This window comes from Algoriphagus namhaensis, assembly GCF_042649705.1.
Taxonomy (GTDB): domain Bacteria; phylum Bacteroidota; class Bacteroidia; order Cytophagales; family Cyclobacteriaceae; genus Algoriphagus; species Algoriphagus namhaensis.
Map to the genome: position 1 here is coordinate 1 of NZ_JBHRZS010000006.1, position 24659 is coordinate 24659.

Genomic DNA, 24659 nt, shown 5'->3' on the forward strand with positions numbered 1-24659 from the left:
CTCCATTGTAAATTGTCTATTAACTTTTTTGTCTTTCTTTTCCTATTTCATGATCACACAAAGCCAGTCCGAAAACCAACCCCATATAACCACTCAGGTATTCGCCTTACATCATTTCAAAGAACTTTTTCCTTAGCTTTCTAAGGATGAGTGAGGTCGTTTTCCTCAAATGCGAGTGCAAATATCGGGATAATTATTTCATCTGCAAAAAGAAAAATCAAAAATAATTTAAATCTCTTTGTCCGAAAATTCGCGCTGTGAAATCAAAATTTGAGTCTGTTCTCAAATGGGAGTGCAAACATAGGGTAGAGTCTAGAATTAACCAAATGAATGTTTCAGAAAAACATTAAAAAATTATAAGACTCTTATCTTCAAGCAACTATTTTTTGGGCCGCTTATAAATAGGCACCGTGCTACATGGCTCACCGTACATAATTGATCTCACCAATGGCTGAATCCGCTTCACAAGCTGGCCATATGCATACAGTGGATTAGGCAAATCACTGCACCCTTTGATTACAACAGGGCGATCTTTTAACTCCTGATCATCGATATTTGTGATAACAGAATCGACGACCACCTTTTCTAAATCATCCATCGAACCCACCACATACCCAGCAGCCAACCCTTCAAGATGAGTTGCAACCAAAATAAAGGCCCAATTTGGAACGATAGCGTCAGCAGAACAAACAATAGACACCCACTTTGCTTCGTAAATCCCCCAATCTAATTCTTTCAACGCCAGACGAAATTCCTTTTCCCTGAGAATCAATTCCTGAAACAAAAATGGCTTAAGATCAAAAGTGACTCTTTCACCCTTTGGGTAAAGCTCCTCCAGATCAATTGTCAATAAAGGACTCGTAGCCACTCTGTTTACTATTTCGCTCATTTCAATAGTGGATTTTTTGTTGACTTTAACGCTTTAAATTCTTTCAAATAATCTGGTGCAAAATAGGCCAAATCTTCAAAGTCATGGATTAAGAACTTTTTCCAAGCCACCTCTCCCATAAAGCGCGCGGATATGCTGGCTTCTGAAAATTTAGCATTAGGATGGGAAATAATGTTCTTAGCTTTTGAAACCCCATCCCCAATAAAACAAACCACTGACTGAGACAAATAGTTCTCAAAGACGCCCTCTCCTAATATAACTGGGCGGACTCCTGAAACCGAGTCCAGCGTATCGTTGAATACCTCGGCATAGACCTCCATCCGACGAGCATCTAATAAAGGGATAATTAAACTTCTTTCATTCATCTCATGCCTAGCCGCATGTGCCAAAACTTCCATGGAGCTCACTCCAATGATTGGAACATTTCTAGCAAAGGCTAAACCCTTGGCCGCTGAGATCCCAATTCTCAAACCAGTATAGGAACCAGGTCCAGACGAAACAGCTATGGCGTCCAAATTTTCAATTTGAAGAACTGAATTTTCGAGACATGCAGTAATCAAATCCATCAATTTTCCTGCATGTGCACCAGGCTCATTCACTTCTTGCAATGCTCGCAGCTGGCCCTTTTCATGAATCGCAACCGAACAGACTGAAGTGGATGTCTCCAAAGACAATATAATTGCCATAGCCTAGCTTATTTTTTGGAAGCAGTTAGCACAGACTGTCTTAGATCCGCGTCATTCAAATACTTCAAAGCCTCTTCAATATCTTCGTCATAATCCAAGCCGGAGGCAATCATCCCCTCCTGAAAATAATATCTTGAAGCGATTTCACCTGAAAGGATTCGGCGAACCTCATTTTGATGGGTAATCAGATCCTGTTCTTTATTATGATTCACTCGAGCCTTGATGGCCTCTATTTGCTCTTCGATCTCAGAGTAGTACTCTTCTTTTTCAGCATACTTTTCCAAATCTTCCAAAGACTTCTCTACATAAGTAGTGTAGTCATACTCTTTACCTTCTAGAAAGGCTACAAACTCATTATAATCCTCATCAGTGATGGAGAAAGTTCTAGGATCCCCGATCTGTTCGTGCTTATAGTAATACTGCGTAGCAAAATCGAAAATATGATTCCCTGCGACCAAGGTGTAAGAAATAGGGGCGTATTGCCTTGGTTCTACCTTAGCATCTGGCTCAATTCCAGCTCCGTCTAAAACCACCCGGCCATTTGCCGTCAAAAATTCCTTACGAAGCGAATCAGGAACCACTGTAATTTCTCCATTTTCACGACTTTGGGCATAGTCAATAGCTTGGATACAGCGTCCACTTGGGATATAGTATTTTGCAGTAGTAACTTTAACTTGGGCGTTGTATGTCAATGGCAAAGTAGTTTGCACCAAACCTTTTCCAAATGACTTCCTTCCAATTAAAACCGCACGATCATAATCCTGCAAGGCTCCAGCCACGATCTCGGAGGCGGAAGCACTTCCTTCATTGATCAGAACCACGAGCGGAATATTTTTGTCGACAGGTGTTTTGGTCGTTTTGTAGGTGTAATTGACATTATCCAACTTTCCTAGCGTCTTCACCACCTCTTTGCCCTTGGGTACAAAGAGATTGACAATCTCCACTGCCTCGTTGAGCAATCCACCACCATTGTTTCGAAGATCTAGAACAAGCTTTTCAATCCCTTGTGATTTCAAATCCTCCAAAGCTCTACGTACCTCTAACGATGCGTTACTGGTAAACTCCGCTAGTTTAATATATCCAGTTGTCTCGTCAAGTTTTCCATAATATGGAACATTTGATATTACGATCTTCTTCCGCGTCAACTCAAAGCGAAGTGTATCCTTATCTCTTAATACACTCACATTTACATTGGTGTTTGCAGGCCCCTTCAATAGTTCAGAAACCTCAGCCGTTGATTTTTTAGCAACATTCACCGTATCCACAGTCAAAAGAAAATCGGCAATTCTCAATCCAGCCTCTTGAGCAGGAAACCCTGTGTAGGGCATAATAATCATATTGCCTTCTCCCCGGTTTCCAATCAAGGCCCCAACCCCGGCATATTCTCCAGTGGTTAAAGTTCTAAAACCTTCTGATTCTTCCTCTGGGATATACTCGGTATATGGGTCCAATTCTTCCAGCATGGCATTGATCCCAACAGTCACCAATTTATCTGCATCGATTTCCTCCACATAGTAAGAGTCTAACTCTCGAACTAGAGTAGCGAAAATGTCAATATTTTTGGCAAGGGTGAAAAGCCTATCATTCCTGAGGGTAAAAGCAAAGAGGCCGGAAAAAAGCACTAGGCTAATTCCTAAAAACAGCAAAGGCCCTTTTCTAAGGTTTTTTATCTTCATGGTTAGTGTGATATTCTAAATTTAAACGATCCAAAATCTTTACCATCTTGGATTGGATATCTGAAAACGACATAATTTCTTGAGAAACGTAAACAAACCCAAGAAGGATTGGTCGATCAAGCGTTAATTTATGTTTATTCAGTCGGTATGACTCCCTCATGCGGCGTTTGACAAGGTTTCTTTGGTGAGCTTTCCTCAGTTTCTTTTTCGGAACGGAAAACAGCACAGCCGTACCTTCTTCCTCAAGTGGTGCACGACCTTTGTAAACCACCTTGAAGGGGTATAAAAAGAAAGAGGAACCTTCGCTAAAAAGTTCCTCGATTAATTTTACGGAGTGAAGTCTCTCACTCTTTGGAAGTCGAAAATTCATCTGAAGGAGTCCTGCCGTATATGAACATACGAAAAGAAGTTCAAAGAATTACTTCTTCAATGTCTTTTCAGAAGAAACGGTAAGCTTCTTTCTACCTTTTGCTCTTCTGGATCTTAGCACCCTTCTTCCGTTGGCAGAAGACATTCTTTCTCTGAATCCGTGCTTATTTTTTCTTTTTCTGCGAGAAGGTTGGAATGTTCTTTTCATGATCGAATATCTTTAACTAATTGCGTTCTGTTTTTGACTTTCTGGTAAACCCTCCAAAAAGGACTGCAAAGATAAGTAGCATTTCATTAAATACAAATCCCCCTTTGAGATTTGTAATAAAACTTCTACAAAGGTATGATTAAGTATCAAATTTCATCAAAAAACCCGACTTCACAGTTCCTCAATATTCAAGTTTTGGTCCACTCGTACTTTGATACGACTATCAAAGTTCAACTTCCTGCCTGGCGTGCGGGACGCTATCAGCTGGCTGACTACGCTCAAAACTTGAGAAAATTCACTGTAGAGTCCAATGGCCATGCCGTTCCTTTTTCGAAAGAAAATAAAAACACTTGGACCATGTCGATCGAAGCCAACAAAGAATACACAATCAGCTATGAATACCATGCCGCCAAAATGGACGCTGGATCCTGCTGGGTAGATGAGCAGCAGATTTACATCAATTTTGTGAATTGCCTAGTCGAAATAAAAGGCTTGAAGCCTCAGGACCTGATTATAGAATTTCTCCAAAAAGGGTATTCCAAAAGGGTATGTACCCAGCCACTACTCAAAAACCAAAATTACACTGTTCCTAGTTTCGAGGAATTAGCCGATACTACCCTACTCGCAGCAGAAAATCTTACTCACTGGACATACAAAGTCGCTCATCAAGATTTTCAAATCTGGATTCATGGAGAAATTCACTTCAGTAAATCAGAATTTATCACAGCACATAAAAAATTTACTAAGCGATTGATTGAGGATTTTGGTGAATTCCCAGAGTCCGAATACCATTTCATCTACCAGATCCTCCCCTACAAACACTACCATGGAGTAGAACACAAGAGAGGCACTGTCATTACCTTTGGTCCTTGGGATATGCTTCAAGAAACTGAAGCCATGGAAGATTTGATTGGGGTGGCATGTCACGAGTTGTACCATGCTTGGAATGTCTGCCAGATTAGACCTAAAGAACTACTCCCATACAATTTTGGTACTGAAGTCTACACCGAAGCCGGATGGATGTTGGAGGGAATCACTACGTACATGGGCGATCTTTATTTGCTTAAATCTGGAGTTTATGGTTTTGAAACCTACCTCAAACATTTTAATAAAATATTAGATCGGGAATCAACTGTACAGGGCATGCAAACCAGTTCTATCCTTGAGTCAAGTTTTGACCTGTGGCTGGACGGATACCAAGCAGGCATCCCCGATAAGAAAACAAGCATTTATAGCCATGGGGCTTTGATCGCTTTTGCTTTGGATTTAATGCTTCTAGCCCAAGGGAGTAGCCTCCCAAAAGTGATGACAAGAGCTTGGCAGAAATTTGGTATGAAAAGGCAAGGCTATTCTCTGAATAGTTTTTGGCGATTGTTCAAGTCAAAAGGGATTGACGCTGAAAGATTAGATGAATTTTATCGTGAGTATATCCACGGTAAGGAGAATATTTTTGACTTTTTAGAAAATACAGTTGGACTCATCGGCATGGAATTGAATAAGATGGACAACCCTGACCTCTTGACCAAACAGCTGGGTATTCTTTCTAAGGACAATGTAATCCTAAAAATCCATCCTTGCTCCCCTGCTTACCAAGCACTAATGATTGGGGATGAACTGGATTGGGCTGAAACTCCAGAAAGCATAAAAATCAAGTCGAAGCGAAAAAATGGTCAAAACCATTCCTTTGATTTTCCTAAGGGGGAGCAATCCTATTACCCCAAAATTGTTCTCCACCCTCTAGAAAAGACTGCCGAATTTGATATTTGGACAAAATAAAAAAGGGAGCCAGATAGCTCCCTTAATCATTTGTTCAGTAATCATTACTTAAAATCTGCCTCCGTCAATGTCGGATTCAATTCGAGCGAAGTGATTTTCGCTGCAAGTGGAACTGGAATCGCTGGAGACTTAATAGTCCAAAGCATAGGAATCAATACTTCATTTTTCTCTGTATACTCCGAATAGAAAGTATCTCCTGAGGTCGGATTTTCATTTTTGATTTTTAACCCAGTTTCTACAGAGTAGTAATTACTCATGCTAGCACCGTTTGCATTTGCGATGATCACCTTGTAGGCATCTTCACCTTCCACGTCTTTTACACCATCAAGTGTAAGTGTATATCCGAGGTCCTCATAGTAAAGCTCAGCTATAAAGAATCCACTCATTTGCGCTTCTGCATACTGCTCGGCAGACATTTCGATGTTTTGACCCTGTGCAGAAATTGCTCCCTTGCCATCTACCATGCTCGTGCTTTGCATCACATTTCCACCAAGGGAAGTCTTCTGACCAAATCGCATGTTCTCGTCGTCAAAAACCATGTCGATAGTGATCATATTCCCCATAACATCAGCATCCATACTCACCTTAGCAGACTTCACAGCGTTTGCTGCAGATTCACCGCCGATGGCTTCGATATAGTTTGCAAGGACTTTAGATGCAGTCATATCCGCATCGACCATCTGCACCTCTCGTGCAGGATCTCCCATATTGTCATACATTTTCACCTCACCGAATTGAGCGAGTTTATCTTTAATCTCAGATCCATTACCCACCGCGGTGATGTATAATTTATTAGGATCGATCAATTCCTTTGCCGTTTGATTGATATCTTCTACAGTAAGCGCTTCAATCTTCTGGAGATAGGTTTTGTAATAATCTTTTGGCAAATCGTATCGCTCAGTATTGAGGGCAAAGTTTGCAATGGTTGATGGACTTTCTAAAGAACGACCGAATGAACCAGCAAGGTTGGCCTTAGCCATTTTCAATTCTTCCTCCGTCACGCCCTCTGCCAGCAAACGATCAATCTCGCTTACAAATTCATACACTGCAGAATCCGTTACTTCTGTTCTCACTGATGCACTTGCGGAAAACTGACCCACTAACTTATCCGCTGCCATAGAAGAATACGCACCATACGTAAATCCTTTGTCCTCTCTAAGGTTTTTGAATAGTCTACCGGAAGATCCACCACCAAAGATTTGATTTAGAACTCGGCTATTGATGTAATTATCATCTCCAAGCGTCAAATCAATTGGCTGTGCTATGTCAATCACCGTTTGAACTGAAGAGCTTCTATCTACAAGCCCAACTTCAGTCTTAGAGACAGGAGCAGGCTTTTCGTAGGTAAAAGAAGGAACTTCGCCTTGCTCCCAATTAGCAAAATATTTGGGAACAATTTCCTTCGCCTCTTCGATAGACATATCACCTACGATTGCCAAATAAGCAATATTTGGCTTGAAGAAAGTCTCATAATAAGACTTCACATCAGCTACTTCAATGTTATTGATTGTGGCTTCCGTCTGAACCTCCCCATAGGGATGATCTTTACCATAAACCAAAGCTGAAGAAAGTCGGCTAGAAATAGAATTTGGATCGTCTTTGGATGTGGCTAGTCCTGTTAAGGACTGCTTTTTCAATTTTTCCAATTCTTCTTGAGGAAAAATCGGGTTGTAAAGCACATCCGTCATTAGTTCCAATACTTTTTCTTGATGCTTTTTCAAAGAAGAAGCAAACATGGAAGATGAACCAGCGCTGACACTCGCTCCGATGAAATCAATCTCCTCGTCAAGTTCATCCTTGGATCTATTCTCTGTTCCAGCCATCATCATTTGACCTACAAAACCGAGGTATCCAGCCTTATCTCCCTCCAAAATAGGATCACGCTCTAAAACTAGAGTGAAAGATACGCGAGGTAATTTGTCATTTTCCACAACAAAAACCTTCAGCCCGTTTTCTAGAGTAAAGGTTTCAGCATCACCAATCTTGATTTCGGGAGCAGGACCAGAAGCAGGATAGCTGCTACGATCCACCTGAGCAAAGCTCATCACCGATACCAAAAGGGTTAATACAAAAGATATAGTTAATTTTTTCATGTCAATTGCTAATTTATTCACGGTGATTATTCAGTAGGTTGAGCTGACTTTGGTAAATAATAAAGAACCACTCGACCGTTCAAGTCTAGATACTCCTTAGCCACTCGCTGAAGGTCCTCTTTCTTGACCTTGCTGTAGTTATCCATTGTCTGATTGATATAATTCGTGTCTCCGAAAATCACATGAGCCTCAGCCAAATTTTGGGCAATACCTGCCATTGACGAGTTTCCACTGACGATATTATTTTCCATGATATTTTGAAGCTTTTCGAAATCTTCATCCGAAATTCCTTCATCCTGAACTTGCTTAATAAGCCTGTCGATTTCCGACTCCAAGTCCTGAGGCTCTACGCCCATATTGGTGATGCCATACATAATGAAGATCCCACCGTCCTCTAATTCCAAAGGAATCGCTGCCAAAGCCAAAGCCTTTTGCTGCTTATCCACAAGCTCCTTAGTCATCAAAGATGAATTTCCGCCAGTTAAGTAAGTAGAAAGCATTGACAGCGCATAAGAATCAGGATTGGTACGCTTTGGAAGATTGTAGGCCTGAATTACTGCTGGGATTTGAATGTTGTCGTAGACAATATCTCTGATCTCTTCTGTTTTCTTAGGCTCAGTGACATTAGGTCGATAAATTGCCTTCGTACTCATTGGAATTTCAGTAAAATATTCTCTTACCCATTTCTCCGCCTGTGCATAGTCAATATCTCCGGCAATGGTTAGTGTAGCATTATTTGGCACATAAAAATCATTGTAAAATTGTTGAAACTCTTCGATAGCCGCAGCATTCAAATGCTCAAGCGAACCAATTGGAGCCCATCTGTAGGGATGCTCACTATACGCTCTTCTTAGAGTTTCCAATAGAATGGTGCCATAAGGCTGGTTTTCATACCGCTGACGGTACTCCTCCTTCACCACCTCTCGCTGTGTCTCTACACCAATTTGATCCACTTTGGAATGCAGCATACGCTCGCTTTCCATATACAGGGCTAATTCCAACTCATTAGAAGGAAGCAACTCATAATAGTAGGTGATGTCATTTGAAGTGAAGGCATTCAAAGTACCTCCACGACTTTCAATCGTGCTCATGTACTCACCGCGTCCAATATTTTCAGACCCTTCAAACATCAAGTGCTCAAAGAAATGTGCAAACCCCGTTCTTTCTGGGTTTTCGTTCTTCGAACCAACATGATACAACACTGAAGTGATGACAATGGGTGTACTATTGTCCTGGTGCATGATCACATGCAGGCCGTTGTCCAAGGTGAATTCCTTGAACTCGATCTTTTTCTGGGCAAATGCCGGCATGCAGAGCAGGGCGGCAAGCAACCCAAATAGGGTAATTTTTTTCATTTTAAGTAAGAAGGTTAGAGTTTTCGATTTTACTAACTATAAACCGGGTTTACAGGGCAATTTGTTTTCAGAACTTATTTTTTCTGAGACCTGAAATTAATAATAGAATGGGATTTCAAGGTATCAACTAGACAATTTTTTCTGTAAATAATGCTAAATTCTTAAGAAGGAATCAGCTTCGCCAGAATATCCTTTGCCTCATGCCACTGTAATCGAGGTCCAAATTGGCTCACTATTTTAGAACTTGCCATAGAAGCCAGCTTTCCGCTGGAAGCATAGCTGTGTCCATTCGTGATCCCGAACATAAAGGCTCCGGCAAACATATCACCAGCCCCATTCGTGTCAATAGCCTCCGTAGCATAAGGCTCGATATCGATAAAGGTGTCCCCGTCAAAAATGATTGCACCGTTTTTCCCTTGGGTAATCACAAAATGCTTGGCATATTTCTTTAGCTCTTCCCGAGCTTCCGAAAGATTATCTTTTCCTGTGAATAGCATAGCTTCCTCCTCATTGGCAAACAGCATATCCACTCCCTCTCCCAAAACCTCAATAAAAGGATCTTTGAAGTACTTTACCATGGCAGGATCAGAAAAAGTAATCGCTACTTTAACTCCATTTTCCTCTGCCACTCGCTTAGCATGCCTCATGGCAGCCTTTCCATTTTCGGAAGTAATTAAATACCCTTCGATATACAAATACTGGGAATTCTTAATGGCCTCCTCATCTACATCCGCCAGAGAATAGTGCTGGGTAATACCCAAGTATGTATTCATGGTACGCTCAGCATCATCCGTTACCATTACTAGACACTTTCCAGTCACGCCATCCGCTAGGTTTTCTGGATCTAGATTATGGTCTACCCCACTCTCCTTCATGTCTTGCATATAAAAGTGCCCCAATTCATCATTGGCCACCTTACAGCAGTAAAAAGATTTTCCTCCAAATTGGCTGATGGCAATCACCGTATTCCCTGCTGAGCCACCACACTGCTTCTTTGCTTCAGCTGTATTGATTACTTGCATCAAGGCGTTTTGACGCTCTTCATCTACTAGAGTCATTAGACCTTTTTCTACCCCATTGTCGGTAAAAAACTGATCATTCGTTTTGAATTCAATATCTACTAGGGCATTTCCTATGCCGGTCACATCGTATTTTTTCATTTATATAATTGTAAAATTGAAAGATTGTAAAATTGAAAAATTCTGATCGAAGGTTGGCAAGACTTCATTCGGAATTAAACTTTCACCTGTAATGTCATTACTTATTGGATAGAAACATCGTGCATCGAGCATCCACCATAAACACCTCAATCAAATATCCGGTGTCTCTCGAAAGGTTTCTCTCGATCAAATAGGTATCTGTAAGTATGGTGGGTTTTATAGATCTCGGCGAGTAGCTGTTCGCAAACCCGCATCATTTTAGGGTTAAAATCTCCGATCCAGTTCATTTCTATTGTTTTGTATGGGAAAGAGGATTTGCCACTCATTTTATCATAGGTGATGATCATAGCGGACTCCACTCCTTTGCCTTGATGATCTGGAACCACACCGAAGACTAGACCAAGCATTTTATTCGGTGGTGAAAAGGTTTTGTACCAAAGAAATTTCAGCTTTCCAATGAGATCCATCTTTCCATTCACATGTTTGAAAATTTGGTTGATCTCCGGAATTTGGATGAAAAAACCGACGGGTTCGCCTTTGTAAAAAGCGAAGTAAATCAATCGCGGATCTATAATAGGTTTCATTTTACCAAACATCAGCTGCGCTTCCTTCAGCGCGATAGACTTGCCCATATGTCTAGCCCAAGCTTTATTGTACACCGTCATAAAATATTCCGGAGCTTTTTCTTGCAGCTCTTTTCCTTTGATATATCTAAAGGTGTAATCTGGATTGGCCATGATTTGATTGGCACGCTTGATCATCTTTTCATCAAAGCCCAAATTCTGAACTGGCCGCATGTAGGTGAATTGCTTGAAATAGAGCTTGAAGCCGTAGTCCTCAAAGAATTTTTGATAATACTTGAAGTTCCAAGGCATATTGTAATTCGGCTCTGAGAAACCATCTACCAAAAGTCCCCACCACTTGTCTCGCTCTCCGAAATTAATAGGACCATCCATGGCTTCCATTCCCTCGCTTTCCAACCAAGCTTTTGCCGTATCAAACAGAAGAAAAGCGGCCTCTTGACTATCGATACACTCAAAAAATCCTAAACCACCGGTTGGCTGTTTTTCCTTCATCTTGGGATTGATGAAAGCAGCTACCCGACCAATCGTTTCTCCTTTATCATTCTCCAAAAGCCAGCGCTTGCATTTCGCCCCGTTACGAAAAAGCTTATTAGTCTCAGGGTGAAAAAGCCCTTCTATATCTTTGTCCAAAGGACGAATCCAGTTCTTTTCGTTTTTGTATAGACGCACAGCCATCTCGATAAATTCTTTTTGATGCGCGGACGTGGTCACTTCGACTAGCTTCATTGGGGTGATTTTAGTCGGCTAAATTAGGCAAAGCGAGCCAAAGGGCAAAAACCGAATAATGAACCTCTCCTATTTCATTTTTTCCAAAACCGCTTCTCGGTACCTGAGACCAATAGGGATCATTTGGCTTCCTATTTTCACTTGATTCCCCTCGATGAATTCCACTTTGGAGGTGTTGATGATATAAGATTTATGAGTTCGGATAAAAAGCTCATTCGGTAGCTCAGCTTCCATCTTTTTCATCGTACTGGTGATGATCAAAACCTGATTTTCCAGATGTACTTTGGCATAATCCCCAAAAGCCTCCAAGTATAAAATATCTGAAAATGGAGTTCGATAGAGCTTTTTATCCACTTTTAGTAAAATATAGTCTTGAATTTCACGTGAGGTTTTGAGCCTGCCTTTCACCTTTTGGATAGCTTTCAAAAATCGGTCAAAAGCAATAGGTTTCATTAAGTAGTCCACCGCATTCAATTCAAAACCATCCAAGGCAAACTCGGGATATGCCGTGGTAAAAATTACCAGAGGTTTGCTGCTCAGGGATTTGTAGAAATTTATGCCAGAGAGTTTAGGCATATTGATATCCAACAACAGCAAATCCACCTCATTTTGCTCTATCCCAGCTAGAGCCTCCAAGGCATCCTTGTATTCGCCTTTCAAACTGAGATCGGGATGATCAGTTACAAATTGCCTCAAAACTTGTCTACTCAGAGGCTCGTCATCGATTATGGCACAGGTAATCATTCCAGAATAAGTTTTACGAGAAATTCACTTTCAGACCTTTCTATGGTCAATTCATACGCTTCCGGGTAGATCAGCTCCAATCGCCTTTTGACATTTTCTAGCCCTATTCCTCCATATTTCCCTTTCTCCATATCGTCAATTTGCCCCAGATTATTGCGAATCGCAAAAATAACGCGATCCTCCACCGAAAGCCGAATGCTCACATAGCCTGCCTCTGACACTCCTTTCAGACCATGTTTGAATGCATTTTCCACCAAAGGAAAAAGAAGCAATGGAGCAATTTTCACTTCGCTCAAATTCCCTGTGACCAAAAATTCTACACGGGAGTTTTCATCCAAGCGGAGCTTTTGTAACTCGATATAATTTTCGAGCATTTCTACTTCTTTGACCAAAGGCACCTTATCCTCACTCACTTCATAAAGCATATAGCGGAGCAAATTGGAAAGTTCCAAAACAGTTTCTGCCGTTTGCTCACTTTTGCCCAAGGCCTGAGAATAGATGCTATTCAAACTATTGAAGAGAAAATGGGGGTTGATCTGAGTTTTCAATGAATCGAGCTCGATGGAAAGCTTTTCCTTCTCCACCTCTTGGAGTTTGTACCAAGATTTAGAAAGCTTAATCAAAGTCGTCAAAACCAAGTAAATGCCGAAAATCGATACCAAAACCTGCCATTCGGTGAACGAAACCATGTAATAATCCGAATCCATTAAAGGGAAAAGTACCTCAAAGGTCAGCTCATGAATACAGTAAGTGGCTACAATCAAAGCCGGAATGCAGAGTATGTAATAAACATATTTTTCGTGCTCTAGCAATCGAGGGATCAAAAGTCGCAAATTCACATAGACCAAAAATACCAGCGAGACATGAAATAGGAGTGCGTAAAAGAAGTCTATGACTTTGAAAAGACTTGCAATGGAAAAATAGCTCCCGATGGTATAAATGGACAGTATCCAGAAAATTGAATGCTGAAACCAGGTCGAGGTAATGAGTTTTTTGAGAAATTTCATGTGTTCATAATTTGTTTTTTATGGCCACATGGAATCTCGCCAAATATAATCATTCCAGTGTGTGACTTTTTAGTCATGCTCGATTTCATCAGTCTATTTTTTGATAGGTATCCGTTTCCTCAAAGACCGACTCATCATCTGAATACCGATCCAAGAACTTCTGAATTTCTTCGGGCTGAGCCGTGATTAAAACGGTTCCATCCACATTTTCATGTCGCAAGCGAATGAGATTACTCTCAAAAAGTCTATTCAATTTATCCAGATCAAATTGAGTCATATCCAACTGGCCCCTTTTCAACTCTAGTTTCATAAAAGTATGCACAGGCATCATATTGGATCCAAAACCCGAATCCGAATATTCTGCCAGCGGATATATATCCAGAAAATGGTCCTTCCCGATTTTAGCCACGTGACCCATATACTCCGTTCTTTCCCCATCGTCCATAACAATGATTCGATAGCTCTCATCATTGGACTCATACATAGACCCTTCAAAAGAAGTAACCTTACCGCCTGCCTTGGTGACTGCATCCAAGGATTTCCCAATTGCATCAATGGATTTACCCAAAGCGTCCAAGGATTCTCCCACTGCCTCCATTGTGGATTTGGAATTTTCTGAATCATCACTAAAATCTACCCTCTGGGCAATTCTCTCATAAAACATGCGTATACTATCCCGGTCGTAGACCATTTTGCCCTCGACCATCATTCCGTCATCAGTATTAAAGCGTAAGGTCATCCCGTTCACAGTAATCGAGTCGGTATACACTTCATTACTGGATTCATTTACAGGGTCGGAAACCTGGATATTCTCTTCGGACTCACTATTGATCCGCTGAAATTCGATATAATCCTCCTGCTCTCCGGTTAATTGCCATCTTCCCAGAAGTTCGGGCAGGAAGACCAGCGTCTCCTCAGTATAGATGGGAAACAAAGAGTAAACGCAGGAATTGAGAAGCAACAGTAATGTGCCGAGTGCGAAATATGATTTTAATTTTTTCATGATTTGAGAATTTGAGTTGTTGATGGGCTCAAGATGTCTCTTGTCATGAATATGATAAAAAAAAGTCGATGAACGTGGGAGATTTCAGGTCAAACGTGGCCTTTCGGAAAAAAATCACTGCTTTGGAGCCAAATTTGGGTAATCAGTAATAATCCCATCCACACCCATATCCAAAAGCTTTTGCATTTGCTCCGCGGTATTCACGGTCCAAGGGATGACTTTCATGCCTTTTTTTTGAAGCTCGGCAACAATCTCTTTATTCAATCCCAAAAAATAACTGGAGTAAATTTCTGGCTGGAAACCAAGCTCTTCTAAATCTCGCTCATATTTACTAGCATTTTCCACAAGCATCGCGAGCGGAACCTCAGGATGATTTTCATGAATATACTTCAATACCCGAAAATCAAAAGATTGGATATTCACACGTTCCCAATCTAGATTTTTGTTCACAAAGTCTACCACCTTATCGGAAAACTCAGCAACGCCCGGATGATAAACCCCATCCCCTTCCGGAGAGCTTTTGATTTCGATATTATATCTCGGTGCTGGTAAATTCTGATCTCGAGCATACTTCTCTGTGACTGCCACAAGGTCTTCCAAAAGCGGTTTAGTAGCATAAAACTTCACCTGATCAGGAAATCCAGGGTGATACAAAGTCCCACAATCGTAAGCCCCGAGTTCACGATAGCTCATCTCGTAGATATTGTAGCTATGATCCCCAGTCACGATCTCAGAACCGTCAGGTTTCAAACAAATTCTGGGATTCATGTAAGGCTCGTGCGTAACCACCAAGACCCCATCCTTGGTAACTGCAAGGTCAAGTTCCAGCGTAGTCACTCCCAAATCCAGTGCTTTGATCATGGCAGGAATCGTATTCTCAGGCATCAGGCCTCGAGCCCCGCGGTGGCCTTGGAGGTCGTAAGAAAACTGTGCAAAAACAGACATAGGCAGTAGAGCGACTAGGAACAGGATTAGTTTTTTCATAGTCTAAAAATAGAAGATTTTTCGAGGATGAAAGAAAGAATCGGATTAGGGAATTTTTAATAAATCAGGAAATGCTGCTTCTGGTAAAGCAGCATAATTGTCGATTATTGTAGTCGTTGTCTTGCTTCTCCAGAAGCTGGACTAGTTCTAGTCTTCAATCACTTCCCCATAAAGATCAAACTCTGTCGCATCAGTAATTCGAGCATGTACAAAATCCCCAACTCGGCAGTAATGCTTCGACGCATCGATCAGCACTTCATTGTCCACTTCTACCGAATCAAATTCCGTTCGCCCTACAAAGTGACCGCCTTCTTTTTTGTCAATTAGTACTTTGAAAGTCTTTCCGATTTTCTCTTGGTTTAGGTCATAGGAGATTTGCTCTTGTACTTCCATGAGAAGGTTTGCCCGTGCCTGCTTTTCTTCTTGAGATAGGATATCCTCCATGGTGTGCGCATGGGTATTTTCTTCATGCGAATAAGTAAATACTCCCAGTCGCTCAAATTTCATTCGCTCCACAAAATCCACCATTTCCTGAAACTCCTTTTCTCCCTCACCCGGATGTCCGGCGATCAGGGTAGTTCGGATGGCTATCTCAGGGATCATTTCTCTGATATCGTGGATCAGTTTCTCCTGCTTTTCACGCGTGGTACCTCGACGCATCGCCTTCAACACATCCGTAGAACCATGCTGCAAGGGAATGTCCAGATAGTTACAAATATTTGAACGCTCCTTCATTACCTCAATCACGTCCATCGGGAAGCCTGTGGGATAGGCATAGTGCAATCGAATCCAGTCGATTCCCTCCACATCGGATAGCTGGCGTAGTAGTTCGGCAAGATTTCTCTTTTTATACAAATCCAAACCATAATACGTCGAATCCTGGGCGATCAAAAGTAGCTCTTTGGTGCCTTGAGCAGCTTTGTGTTGAGCTTCTTTGACCAATTCTTCAATCGGCCTAGAAACATGTCCTCCACGCATCAGCGGAATGGCGCAAAACGAACAAGGTCGATCGCAACCCTCGGAAATCTTCATATAGGCATAGTGCGCAGAATGAGTGAGCAGTCGCTCACCCACCAATTCGTGCTTATAGTCTGCTTTGAATTTTTTCAAAATTGCAGGCAAATCTCGCGTTCCGAAAAATGCATCCACCTGAGGAATTTCTTTTTCCAGATCAGCTTTATATCTCTGCGAAAGACATCCTGTCACATAGACTTTATCCACTAAGCCTTGCTCCTTGGCGTCCACATACTGCAAAATGGTATCGATAGACTCCTGCTTGGCATTATCGATAAAGCCACAGGTGTTGATGATCACAATATTATTGTCATCGGCATTGGACTCATGGTAGGCGTTGATGCCATTACCCTTGAGTTGAGTGAGTAGCACTTCCGAATCCACCAGATTCTTGGAGCAACCCATGGTGATGATATTGACCTTGTCTTTTTTGAGAGTTCTCGCTTTCACAGATTTCCTTCTTTTTGAGGGTGCAAAGGTAGGGAAATTTTCACGTCGACCGTCCACAGTCAACGGTCAACAGTTGCCCAAGATCTGTGGTCCACGGAGATCTTCTCCAATAATCTTCCACTTTCACAACATTCTTGGTACTGATCGGAATTTAGGCTTCAGCGCATTATATAAAGCAAAAGAATTTTTGGGAGATTGGCCACATTAATGTGGCCTTTGAGGTTAACTTAAAATTAAGCCAAAACCCCTCAAAATGATCAAAAATCAAGCTCACCAAGAATCAGAATAATATTACTCCGCTCGGTATTACCCTAAAATTAAATCCTGAATTGATTAATAAACTAAGCTTAACGAAAAGCTTACTCCGGCCTGAAACCGGCTGTGTACATTTGAACTGTACAGCAAAATTTTTTAACTCCTTGCATTTATTTTTAGCCTCGGCGGAAGTCGGGGCATTTGCATTTTCGGGGATTTTGAAAACTAAAGCCCGATCTAAAAGACTTTACACAATCCTTGTAAAGAATTGAGTTTTTTTGGCTTTGCAAAGCCTAATCCTTCGGTTAACTTAGTGTCCAAATCCTAGCCCAATGCCCAAACTTGCCGAAAAAACCGATTTAAATTTTGACCGAAAAAATTATTCAGATCAAAGGCTAATCGAACTGTACGAATCTCTCCTTCTTCCCAGAAGGATTGAAGAAAAAATGCTGATTTTGCTTCGACAGGGACGTATTTCTAAGTGGTTTAGCGGCTGGGGACAAGAAGCCATTTCGATTGGAGCAGTTAATGCGCTGGCTCAAGATGAGTTTATTCTGCCCATGCATAGAAATTTGGGCATTTTCACAGGACGGAATATTCCTCTTGAAAAGCTTTTCGCTCAGTTTCAGGGCAAGGCCTCAGGCTTTACAAAGGGTCGCGACCGTTCCTTCCACTTTGGGTCTAGAGAGCACCATATCGTGGGCATGATTTCTCACCTAGGCCCTCAAATGGCCATCGCAGATGGTATCGGCTTAGCACACAAACTTTCTCGGGAAAATAAAGTGACGGTGGTCTTCTCAGGAGATGGTGCAAGTTCGGAAGGAGACTTTCACGAGGGACTTAATGTCGCAGCGGTGTGGAAACTGCCAGTCATTTTTGTAGTGGAACACAATGGCTATGGTCTTTCTACTCCAAGTGAAGAGCAATTTGCCTTCAAAAATTTCACGGACAAAGGCCCAGGCTATGGGATGGAAACGATTCGGGTACAAGGAAATAATGTCTTAGAAGTCTATGATGCCATCAAGACCTTAGCTGAAGATATTCGCCAAAACCCACGTCCAGTACTCATAGAGGCAATCACTTTTAGAATGAGGGGGCACGAAGAAGCCTCGGGAACCAAATATGTTCCAAAACAAATCATGGAAGAGTGGGCTCGATTGGATCCAGTGGATAATTATGAAAACTATCTAGAAGAAATTGGTGTGCTGGAGACCAAAACCAAAGATCAAATCAACAAAAGGATCAAAAAAGCCATCAATGACGCATTAAATAAAGCCTTTTCAGAGCCAGCAATTTCACCGGATCTGCAGGTGGAATTGAATGATATTTATGCTCCTTTTTCACAAGAAGTAATTTCAGCCCCAGAAGATGGACCAAAATCAGAGAAACGTTTTGTAGACGCGATTTCTCAGGGACTGGAGCAATCCATGGAAAAGTACCCGAATTTGGTGCTGATGGGACAGGATATCGGGGATTATGGAGGAGTCTTCAAAATTACCGATGGCTTTAAGGCAAAATTTGGTGGAGATCGAGTTCGAAATACTCCACTTTGCGAAAGCGCCATCATCGGTGCCGGACTCGGACTTTCAATCAAGGGCTACAAAGCCATGGTGGAAATGCAATTTGCTGATTTTGTGTCTGTAGGATTCAACCAGATTGTAAATAATCTCGCCAAAATCCATTACCGTTGGGGACAAAATGCAGACGTGGTCGTGCGGATGCCAACAGGTGCAGGAATGGCAGCTGGTCCTTTCCATTCTCAGTCCAATGAGGCTTGGTTTTTCCATACGCCAGGCCTAAAAATCGTCTATCCTTCCAATCCTTACGATGCCAAAGGCCTCCTCAATGCCGCTATTGAGGACCCAAATCCTTATCTTTATTTTGAGCATAAAGGAATGTATCGCTCCATCACTGCAGAGATTCCTGACGGGCACTACACCACTGAAATTGGCAAAGCTGCTTTGGCAAGAGAAGGTGAAAACGTCTCCATCATCACGTACGGGATGGGAGTTCATTGGGCGATCCAGGCAGCGGAAGAAATGGGAATTTCGGCAGATATCTTGGACTTACGAACGCTATTGCCTTGGGACCAAGAAGCGGTTATGGCCACAGTCAAGAAAACAGGAAAAGTCATTTTCCTTCAAGAGGATTGCCTGACGGGCGGTATCGGGGCCGAGATTTGCGCTTGGATCTCAGAACATTGCTTTACTCATTTGGATGCGCCTGTGATGCGTGAAGGAAGCCTAGACACTCCAGTTCCATTTGCTCCAAGCTTGGAAAAGCAGTTTTTGCCAGTCGAGCGATTTAAAGCTAAATTGAAAGAGCTCATCGTCTTTTGAAATAACCAATTTAAACTCTTTACACTATGAAACTTTTTAAAAATTATCTATCCTTGATGATTACGATCACCCTATTTGGCTTGGCTCAAACATCTTCAGCCCAAACGTTGGTCGGGGCTCAAATAGATAATAGAGCGGGAATTCGGGGTCTTACCCTAAACCCAGCAAATGTGATCAATCCAAGACTCAAGTCAGAGATTAATTTATTCACCACCAGCGCGTATTTTGGGAATGATTATATCGGGGTCAACATCTCTGATATTTCCAAAATCACTACCCTTGACGAGCTTTCAGCTACCTCAGATATCAATGCAAAACCTGATAATAATTTCGTGGGCAACCTCGATATTCTCGGACCTTCATTCCAAATGAATTTAAGTCCCAAGCATAGCATTGCCATTAGCACTAGATTTCGAACTTTTTTCAATCTGAATAATATTGGCGGTGAATTTATTGAAGCTATAGTCGATGAAGAAGAGAATACTAGTCAATTTGAAGTACTCATGCAGGACTTAAATGGGATTACTCATCTCTGGGGTGAAATCGGCGGGACCTACGGTAGGGTTTTCTTGAACAATGAATCCATAGAGTTAAAAGGTGCTGCCACATTGAAGTATCTTTTCGGAGCGGGAGGCGTGACCACTTCAAGTGCAACACTCGGTGCGATTTATCGAGAAGCGTCTAATAACCTAACAACCTTAGGGCAATTGGATTATGGATACACTGATGGAGTAGATAATGGTGAGATTGATTTCGGTACATTCAATTCAGGTTTTGGAATGGATTTAGGAGTGATTCTAGAAATAAAAGATAAGCGAGAGCGCGCTTATGGAGACGGATATGTGTTCAGAGGTGGAGTCTCTGTATTGGATATTGGAGGAATTAGTTACAAGGGCTTCTCTGAGACTAGCTATGATATGAATGCGAGAATATCTCTTGACGAATTTGATGGCAGGAGCATTGAAGAAGTTCTAGAGGAAAATTACGATGGAGCCACAAACGTTCGTGATCAAAACCTTGCTATGCCGACTTCATTGCAGATTTTCGGTGATTTTGCCGTGACGAATAAATTTTATCTTTCTGCCCATGCGTCAATTAATTTAAGAGATCACCAGGAAATCCCCGTCAGCCAAATCACCAATAACATCAGTATCACACCAAGATTTGAATCTGGATGGTTGGCAGTTTATTCTCCACTGAGCTATCGGCAATATGAAGAGGGCCTTTCCTGGGGACTGGGAGTTCGACTCGGCCCTGTGATCATTGGATCAGGCTCGATCCTTACCAATATCCTTTCAAAAAACTCCCGAAGTACTGATGCTTATTTCGGACTACAAATCCCGATTTATAACAAAGGACAAAGAGTGAAAAATTAAGTTTTAGGCAACTTTCCAGCCTTAGAAATTCGTAAAAGAGTTATTCCCTATGATGAAAAAACTCTTTACCTTGATCTTAACATTCGGACTTCTCCAAACTTCCTCGGCTCAGTTCTTTATAGCAGGAGGCCATTTGAATGGAAGTACTAGCGTTGGCGATTTACGAGATCAAGCCGGAGGTCTATTTTTTCCAAGCATTTCTGGATTTATGCTCTATGAATTTCAGACTACTCCGATTCAAATTGGAGTTGATTTTGGCTATGGAGTTTACGGGAGCAAGCTGGAGAAACGTACCGATCTTTTCCCTGGGTTCACGGATGAACTTCGCCTACGCAGAAACAATAATATCGTGACCGGCATGCTCACGATGCGATATCTCCCCTTTGTCAATTCCAAATACACGCCATTTCTGGAAGCGCAGTTTGGCGGTAATTATCTCTACACCCGATATAAAATCCGGGCAAGTATTGATGAGGAAGCCTTTGAAGCAGGTACGGACCATTCAGAATGGACACTAGCCTATCGAATGGGGGCTGGAATTCAAATTCCCATGGCTTTTTGGGATGATCACATGAAGCTTGAAATCAAAACCACCTACCAGAGCAGCAATGATATTCGCTTTTTGACCCGGGGAGATGTCACCTATTTACCAGATGAGGGGATTTTCGAGTATAATTACCAACGAGGACCGTTACAGTTTTTGACTTTTTCGGTCGGTTTTGTGGTGTATGATATTTTTTATTAGAGGAAAATTCAGAATTAGTTTCAGTATGTAAATGTTTTATTTACGTTTCCAAAATGTGAATTTTTGCCTTTTTGGTTTTTCTAATTTGGTTACTGCCTCTGACTCATCCATATGCAGTAATTCCTTCCTCCACAGCAAAACCGGTAACACCCAAAACACTCCCACCATACTAAATACTAACCCACCTATGGTGCCTATTGCTAGCGAAAACCAGAATATCTCATTTTGGCCCTCGATCAAGAAAGGAATCAGACCAAAACAAGTTGATAGAATCGTAAGCAAGATTGGGATGGCCTTACCCGCCACGGACTTAAGCACATTACGATTGTAGACCCCACCAGATCGATTATTCAGATCATTGATGATGAAAATCCCAGCATTCACAGCCAGACCTCCGAGCATCACAAACGCCGCATATCCTCCCTGATCAAAGTAAAAATCGAAAAGAGAAAAGATCAAAAACAGTCCTATAAAACTGATGGGAACAATAGAGATGATGTAAAGTGGCTGTTTGAGGTTTTCAAATAATACAGAGCAAATCAAGAAAATTGCAACGATCAATAATCCGATCAATCCGTATTGCCTTTTGGCTTTTTCAAAATCCCAACTCCAAGTTTGCTTTTTGGCCTCGTAGCCGATCGGCATGGTGACCTTCATCTCGTCTAGGACCTCATCAAGATATTCATTTCCAAATTTAGCGGATCCCATGTACTCAAAACTTGCTACTCGGATGTATTGCCTGTTTTCTTTGTGAAGGGCATTGGTGGTAGTTTCTTTGGTCAAAGTGCCAAAGTCAGCCACTTTGTAAATCCTATTTTCACCTCCAATTAGGCCGGTTTTCTCCAAGTCAAACTTGCTAAAATCCTCCGAATCTGTTTCTCGGATAACCAATCCGTAGTTTTTATCATCCAATGCTACATATCCAGAAGCACCTTGTGGCTTCGACATGTCCAATAGCGCATTGATTACCTCATACTGATTGGTTTGGCCCAAGGCGATCTGATTTTGATCCAATCGAAGCACATATTCCTCGGTTTTCTGATCTTGATAGCTTAGCCGTTCATTGGTATTGACTTCTTGGATTCGCTTATGCTTTAGGAGCTTTTCTGCAAGGATATCCGTTTGCTTTTCTAGCTCGTCAAAATTGTAGCCACGCATCTCCACTCGAAATTGCGGGATTCCCTCTCCACCTGAACCCGTATAGAAGCCTTGACCCACTCCATAAATATTCCATTGAGCACCAGACCAGTCCGTAGATTTTACCGACAGTTTTCCTTTCAATTGGTACGGAAGTGGTCCCTTTTCGGCTGCTTCCGTAAAGGTGATGATGATCTGTGCAGATTGGCCGGACATCACATAGGTCACGAATTGATCAATGCCATCCACACCTTTGAGGTATTCCTCAAATTCCCGCATGATAAAATCCATTTGATCCAGCGTATTCCCAAATGGCAATCTGGCATAGACATAAAGACGAGTCTTCTCGGCCTCTCGATAGGAGCTTTTTTCAAATACCCCTCGTACAAACATCCGGAGAGATCCTCCTAGCGCCTTATCCACATAGGGTCTGACCTCCTCTTGATAAAAAGTGTTTCCAACGGTTTTGTTGTACCATTCGTGATCTTCCCAAGTTGCAGGCAACCAAAATATCGGTAGGCCAAAAAGAAGTACTAAGGATGCCAGAAAGGTTTTCCTATACTTTGCTGTCCATGCCACCGTTTTCTCATAGCGGTGCAAAGCGCGAACCCTTCTTCTCAATTTAGGCACAGTGAGCCTTCTGGCCTTTTTTACCGACTCTCCAAACAGCACCTGATAAAATGCCGGAGTGAAGAAAAGTGCAATCAATAGGCTAATCCCGAGCATCACCGAAACCACGATGGAGAATTCGGTAAGATTCTTTCGATCATCTTCAGGAAGGAAAAATACCACCATCAAAGCTGCAATTGTGGTCAATGAAGCAGCCAGCAAAGCCAAAAATACTCGTCTATTTTTATGCTTGTGCAGGTGATCAATCATGATGATAGCATTATCCACGATCAATCCAAAACTGATGGTCAAGCCCGCTAAGGAATAAAGATGAATATCCACTTTGAGGAAATAGAGCACGATCGCACATAAGCTCAGATTGGCGATGATTCCTAGAAAAAGGATAGCCAAGTACTTAATATTTCGGTTGATCAGAAAGATAAAAACGATCAGAATCAGGATAGAAAGCCCCGAACGTTTGTAGATTTTGTCCAGTTCTTTTTCTAGAAATTCGGTGTCATCATTTTCCAATCGTACTTCAAAGCCTGCCGGAAGTGATCCTTTTGCACTTTCTAGAGCTACTTTTAAATTTTGCGCAAGCAAAACCTTATTGACACCATCTCGATTGAAGATGGACAGGGTGACAGAGTTATTTCCATTAATTCGATAATAGCTAGATGGCTCCGCCTCCTCTAGGGTCAAAGTGGCCAGATCCCGTAATCGAACATCCATCCCATCGAGCTGTCTGATTCGGAGATTTTCGAGCTGGCTCATATCCTTGAGCGAGCGATCGACTTGGATGAATAGTGTCTCTCCCGCATTATTCAAAACCGCCCCAGGATAACTTCTCCCAAAGGCCTCATTGATCGCATTGTTTAGCGTGCCACGATCCACACCGAAGGCCTGCATTTTTTGAATATCATAAGTGATATACAGCTGCAAGTCATTTGCTCCTCTCACATTGACCTCCTCCACTTCTTCAAATCGAGTGATGGCTGGCTTAAGGACATCTTCCGTTATTTTTTTGATCTCAAAAGAAGCGAATGGCCCATTTACCGAATAGGTCAAAATCGGGCTTTTGGCTTCTCTATTACGCTGAGACCCAGTCTGACTGATTTGCGGATAACTCACTCGCTGATCCAGCTGGGGATAGACCTGACGCACCATGGAGGCCACTTCAAACTTTTTCAGCTCCATGTCCGCTTCTTTATCGAAATGAAGCGTAATACTCCCTCGATCATAATTGGAAACCGACTCGATTTTATTGAGCTCCGATAGTCTGCTGAAAGTCCCCTCTAGTGGAGAGGTGGCTAATTTCTCGACGATCTCAGGCGAGGATCTGGGAATACCAAAAGTTACATTCAAGATCGGCTCGCGTTCACGAGGATTTAGATCCACCGACAGCAAAGGAATCACCGCAAATCCACAAATGGACAAAAGCACAAAAACGATCAATATCCTGAATGGCGTCATC

At 42.0% G+C, this 24659-nt stretch carries 19 protein-coding genes; 4 read left to right on the forward strand and 15 right to left on the reverse strand.

Annotated elements, in window-relative coordinates:
• Positions 1-379: 379 nt before the first annotated feature.
• From ACFOSV_RS03655 to rpmH, 5 genes are read right to left on the reverse strand one after another with little or no spacing between them, the layout of a single operon-like run.
• Positions 380-889, reverse strand: a complete 510-nt coding sequence (locus ACFOSV_RS03655) for a DUF2480 family protein (RefSeq protein WP_377903514.1) — start codon at positions 887-889, stop codon at positions 380-382.
• Entirely contained in the window at positions 886-1575 is a 690-nt protein-coding gene (gene tsaB / locus ACFOSV_RS03660) for a tRNA (adenosine(37)-N6)-threonylcarbamoyltransferase complex dimerization subunit type 1 TsaB (RefSeq protein WP_377903516.1), read from the reverse strand. The genes ACFOSV_RS03655 and tsaB overlap by 4 nt, the downstream gene beginning before the upstream one ends.
• 8 nt (positions 1576-1583) lie before the next feature.
• Positions 1584-3251 (reverse strand): S41 family peptidase, encoded by a 1668-nt coding sequence (locus ACFOSV_RS03665; RefSeq protein ID WP_377903518.1) that lies wholly within the window; start codon positions 3249-3251, stop codon positions 1584-1586.
• Positions 3232-3621 carry a ribonuclease P protein component gene (locus ACFOSV_RS03670; protein WP_377903520.1) on the reverse strand — a complete coding sequence of 130 codons (390 nt, stop codon included), beginning with the start codon at positions 3619-3621 and terminating at the stop codon, positions 3232-3234. Before ACFOSV_RS03670 ends, ACFOSV_RS03665 begins: the two co-directional genes overlap by 20 nt.
• Positions 3622-3669: 48 nt before the next feature.
• Entirely contained in the window at positions 3670-3828 is a 159-nt protein-coding gene (gene rpmH, locus ACFOSV_RS03675; protein WP_377903522.1) for a 50S ribosomal protein L34, read from the reverse strand.
• A gap of 135 nt (positions 3829-3963) precedes the next feature.
• Between rpmH and ACFOSV_RS03680 the strand changes: the two genes are divergently transcribed.
• Positions 3964-5604 (forward strand): M61 family metallopeptidase, encoded by a 1641-nt coding sequence (locus ACFOSV_RS03680; RefSeq protein ID WP_377903524.1) that lies wholly within the window; start codon positions 3964-3966, stop codon positions 5602-5604.
• A 44-nt stretch (positions 5605-5648) separates the two neighbouring features.
• Here ACFOSV_RS03680 and ACFOSV_RS03685 read toward each other — a convergent pair whose 3' ends face one another.
• The 9 genes from ACFOSV_RS03685 to rimO form a co-directional block, all read right to left on the reverse strand.
• Positions 5649-7697, reverse strand: a complete 2049-nt coding sequence (locus ACFOSV_RS03685) for a M16 family metallopeptidase (RefSeq protein ID WP_377903526.1) — start codon at positions 7695-7697, stop codon at positions 5649-5651.
• Positions 7698-7723: 26 nt separating this feature from the next.
• Positions 7724-9052 (reverse strand): M16 family metallopeptidase, encoded by a 1329-nt coding sequence (locus ACFOSV_RS03690; RefSeq protein WP_377903528.1) that lies wholly within the window; start codon positions 9050-9052, stop codon positions 7724-7726.
• A gap of 161 nt (positions 9053-9213) precedes the next feature.
• On the reverse strand, positions 9214-10212 hold the full coding sequence (locus tag ACFOSV_RS03695; protein WP_377903530.1) for an adenosine kinase: 999 nt from the start codon (positions 10210-10212) through the stop codon (positions 9214-9216).
• Positions 10213-10358: 146 nt separating this feature from the next.
• Positions 10359-11522, reverse strand: coding sequence for a hypothetical protein (locus ACFOSV_RS03700; protein ID WP_377903532.1), 1164 nt, complete (start codon positions 11520-11522; stop codon positions 10359-10361).
• A gap of 69 nt (positions 11523-11591) precedes the next feature.
• Entirely contained in the window at positions 11592-12266 is a 675-nt protein-coding gene (locus tag ACFOSV_RS03705) for a LytR/AlgR family response regulator transcription factor (RefSeq protein ID WP_377903534.1), read from the reverse strand.
• On the reverse strand, positions 12263-13273 hold the full coding sequence (locus tag ACFOSV_RS03710) for a sensor histidine kinase (protein WP_377903536.1): 1011 nt from the start codon (positions 13271-13273) through the stop codon (positions 12263-12265). The genes ACFOSV_RS03705 and ACFOSV_RS03710 overlap by 4 nt, the downstream gene beginning before the upstream one ends.
• 88 nt (positions 13274-13361) lie before the next feature.
• The gene (locus ACFOSV_RS03715; protein ID WP_377903538.1) at positions 13362-14276 is read right to left on the reverse strand and encodes a hypothetical protein; all 915 of its coding nucleotides are present in this window, start codon (positions 14274-14276) and stop codon (positions 13362-13364) included.
• A gap of 114 nt (positions 14277-14390) precedes the next feature.
• Entirely contained in the window at positions 14391-15260 is an 870-nt protein-coding gene (locus tag ACFOSV_RS03720) for a glycerophosphodiester phosphodiesterase family protein (RefSeq protein ID WP_377903540.1), read from the reverse strand.
• 147 nt (positions 15261-15407) lie between these two features.
• The gene (rimO, locus tag ACFOSV_RS03725; RefSeq protein WP_377903542.1) at positions 15408-16724 is read right to left on the reverse strand and encodes a 30S ribosomal protein S12 methylthiotransferase RimO; all 1317 of its coding nucleotides are present in this window, start codon (positions 16722-16724) and stop codon (positions 15408-15410) included.
• 587 nt (positions 16725-17311) lie between these two features.
• Here rimO and ACFOSV_RS03730 point away from each other — a divergent pair.
• Genes ACFOSV_RS03730 through ACFOSV_RS03740 form a run of 3 tightly spaced genes read left to right on the forward strand, consistent with a single transcriptional unit; the run spans position 17312 to position 21439 of the window.
• The gene (locus tag ACFOSV_RS03730; RefSeq protein WP_377903544.1) at positions 17312-19318 is read left to right on the forward strand and encodes an alpha-ketoacid dehydrogenase subunit alpha/beta; all 2007 of its coding nucleotides are present in this window, start codon (positions 17312-17314) and stop codon (positions 19316-19318) included.
• 26 nt (positions 19319-19344) lie between these two features.
• Complete coding sequence (locus tag ACFOSV_RS03735; protein ID WP_377903546.1) at positions 19345-20694, forward strand: DUF5723 family protein; 1350 nt, start codon at positions 19345-19347, stop codon at positions 20692-20694.
• Between the two features lie 49 nt (positions 20695-20743).
• The gene (locus ACFOSV_RS03740; RefSeq protein WP_377903548.1) at positions 20744-21439 is read left to right on the forward strand and encodes a hypothetical protein; all 696 of its coding nucleotides are present in this window, start codon (positions 20744-20746) and stop codon (positions 21437-21439) included.
• A 36-nt stretch (positions 21440-21475) separates the two neighbouring features.
• Here ACFOSV_RS03740 and ACFOSV_RS03745 read toward each other — a convergent pair whose 3' ends face one another.
• A complete protein-coding gene (locus ACFOSV_RS03745; RefSeq protein WP_377903550.1) occupies positions 21476-24658 on the reverse strand; it encodes an efflux RND transporter permease subunit in 3183 nt (1060 codons plus the stop codon).
• Position 24659 lies beyond the last annotated feature (1 nt).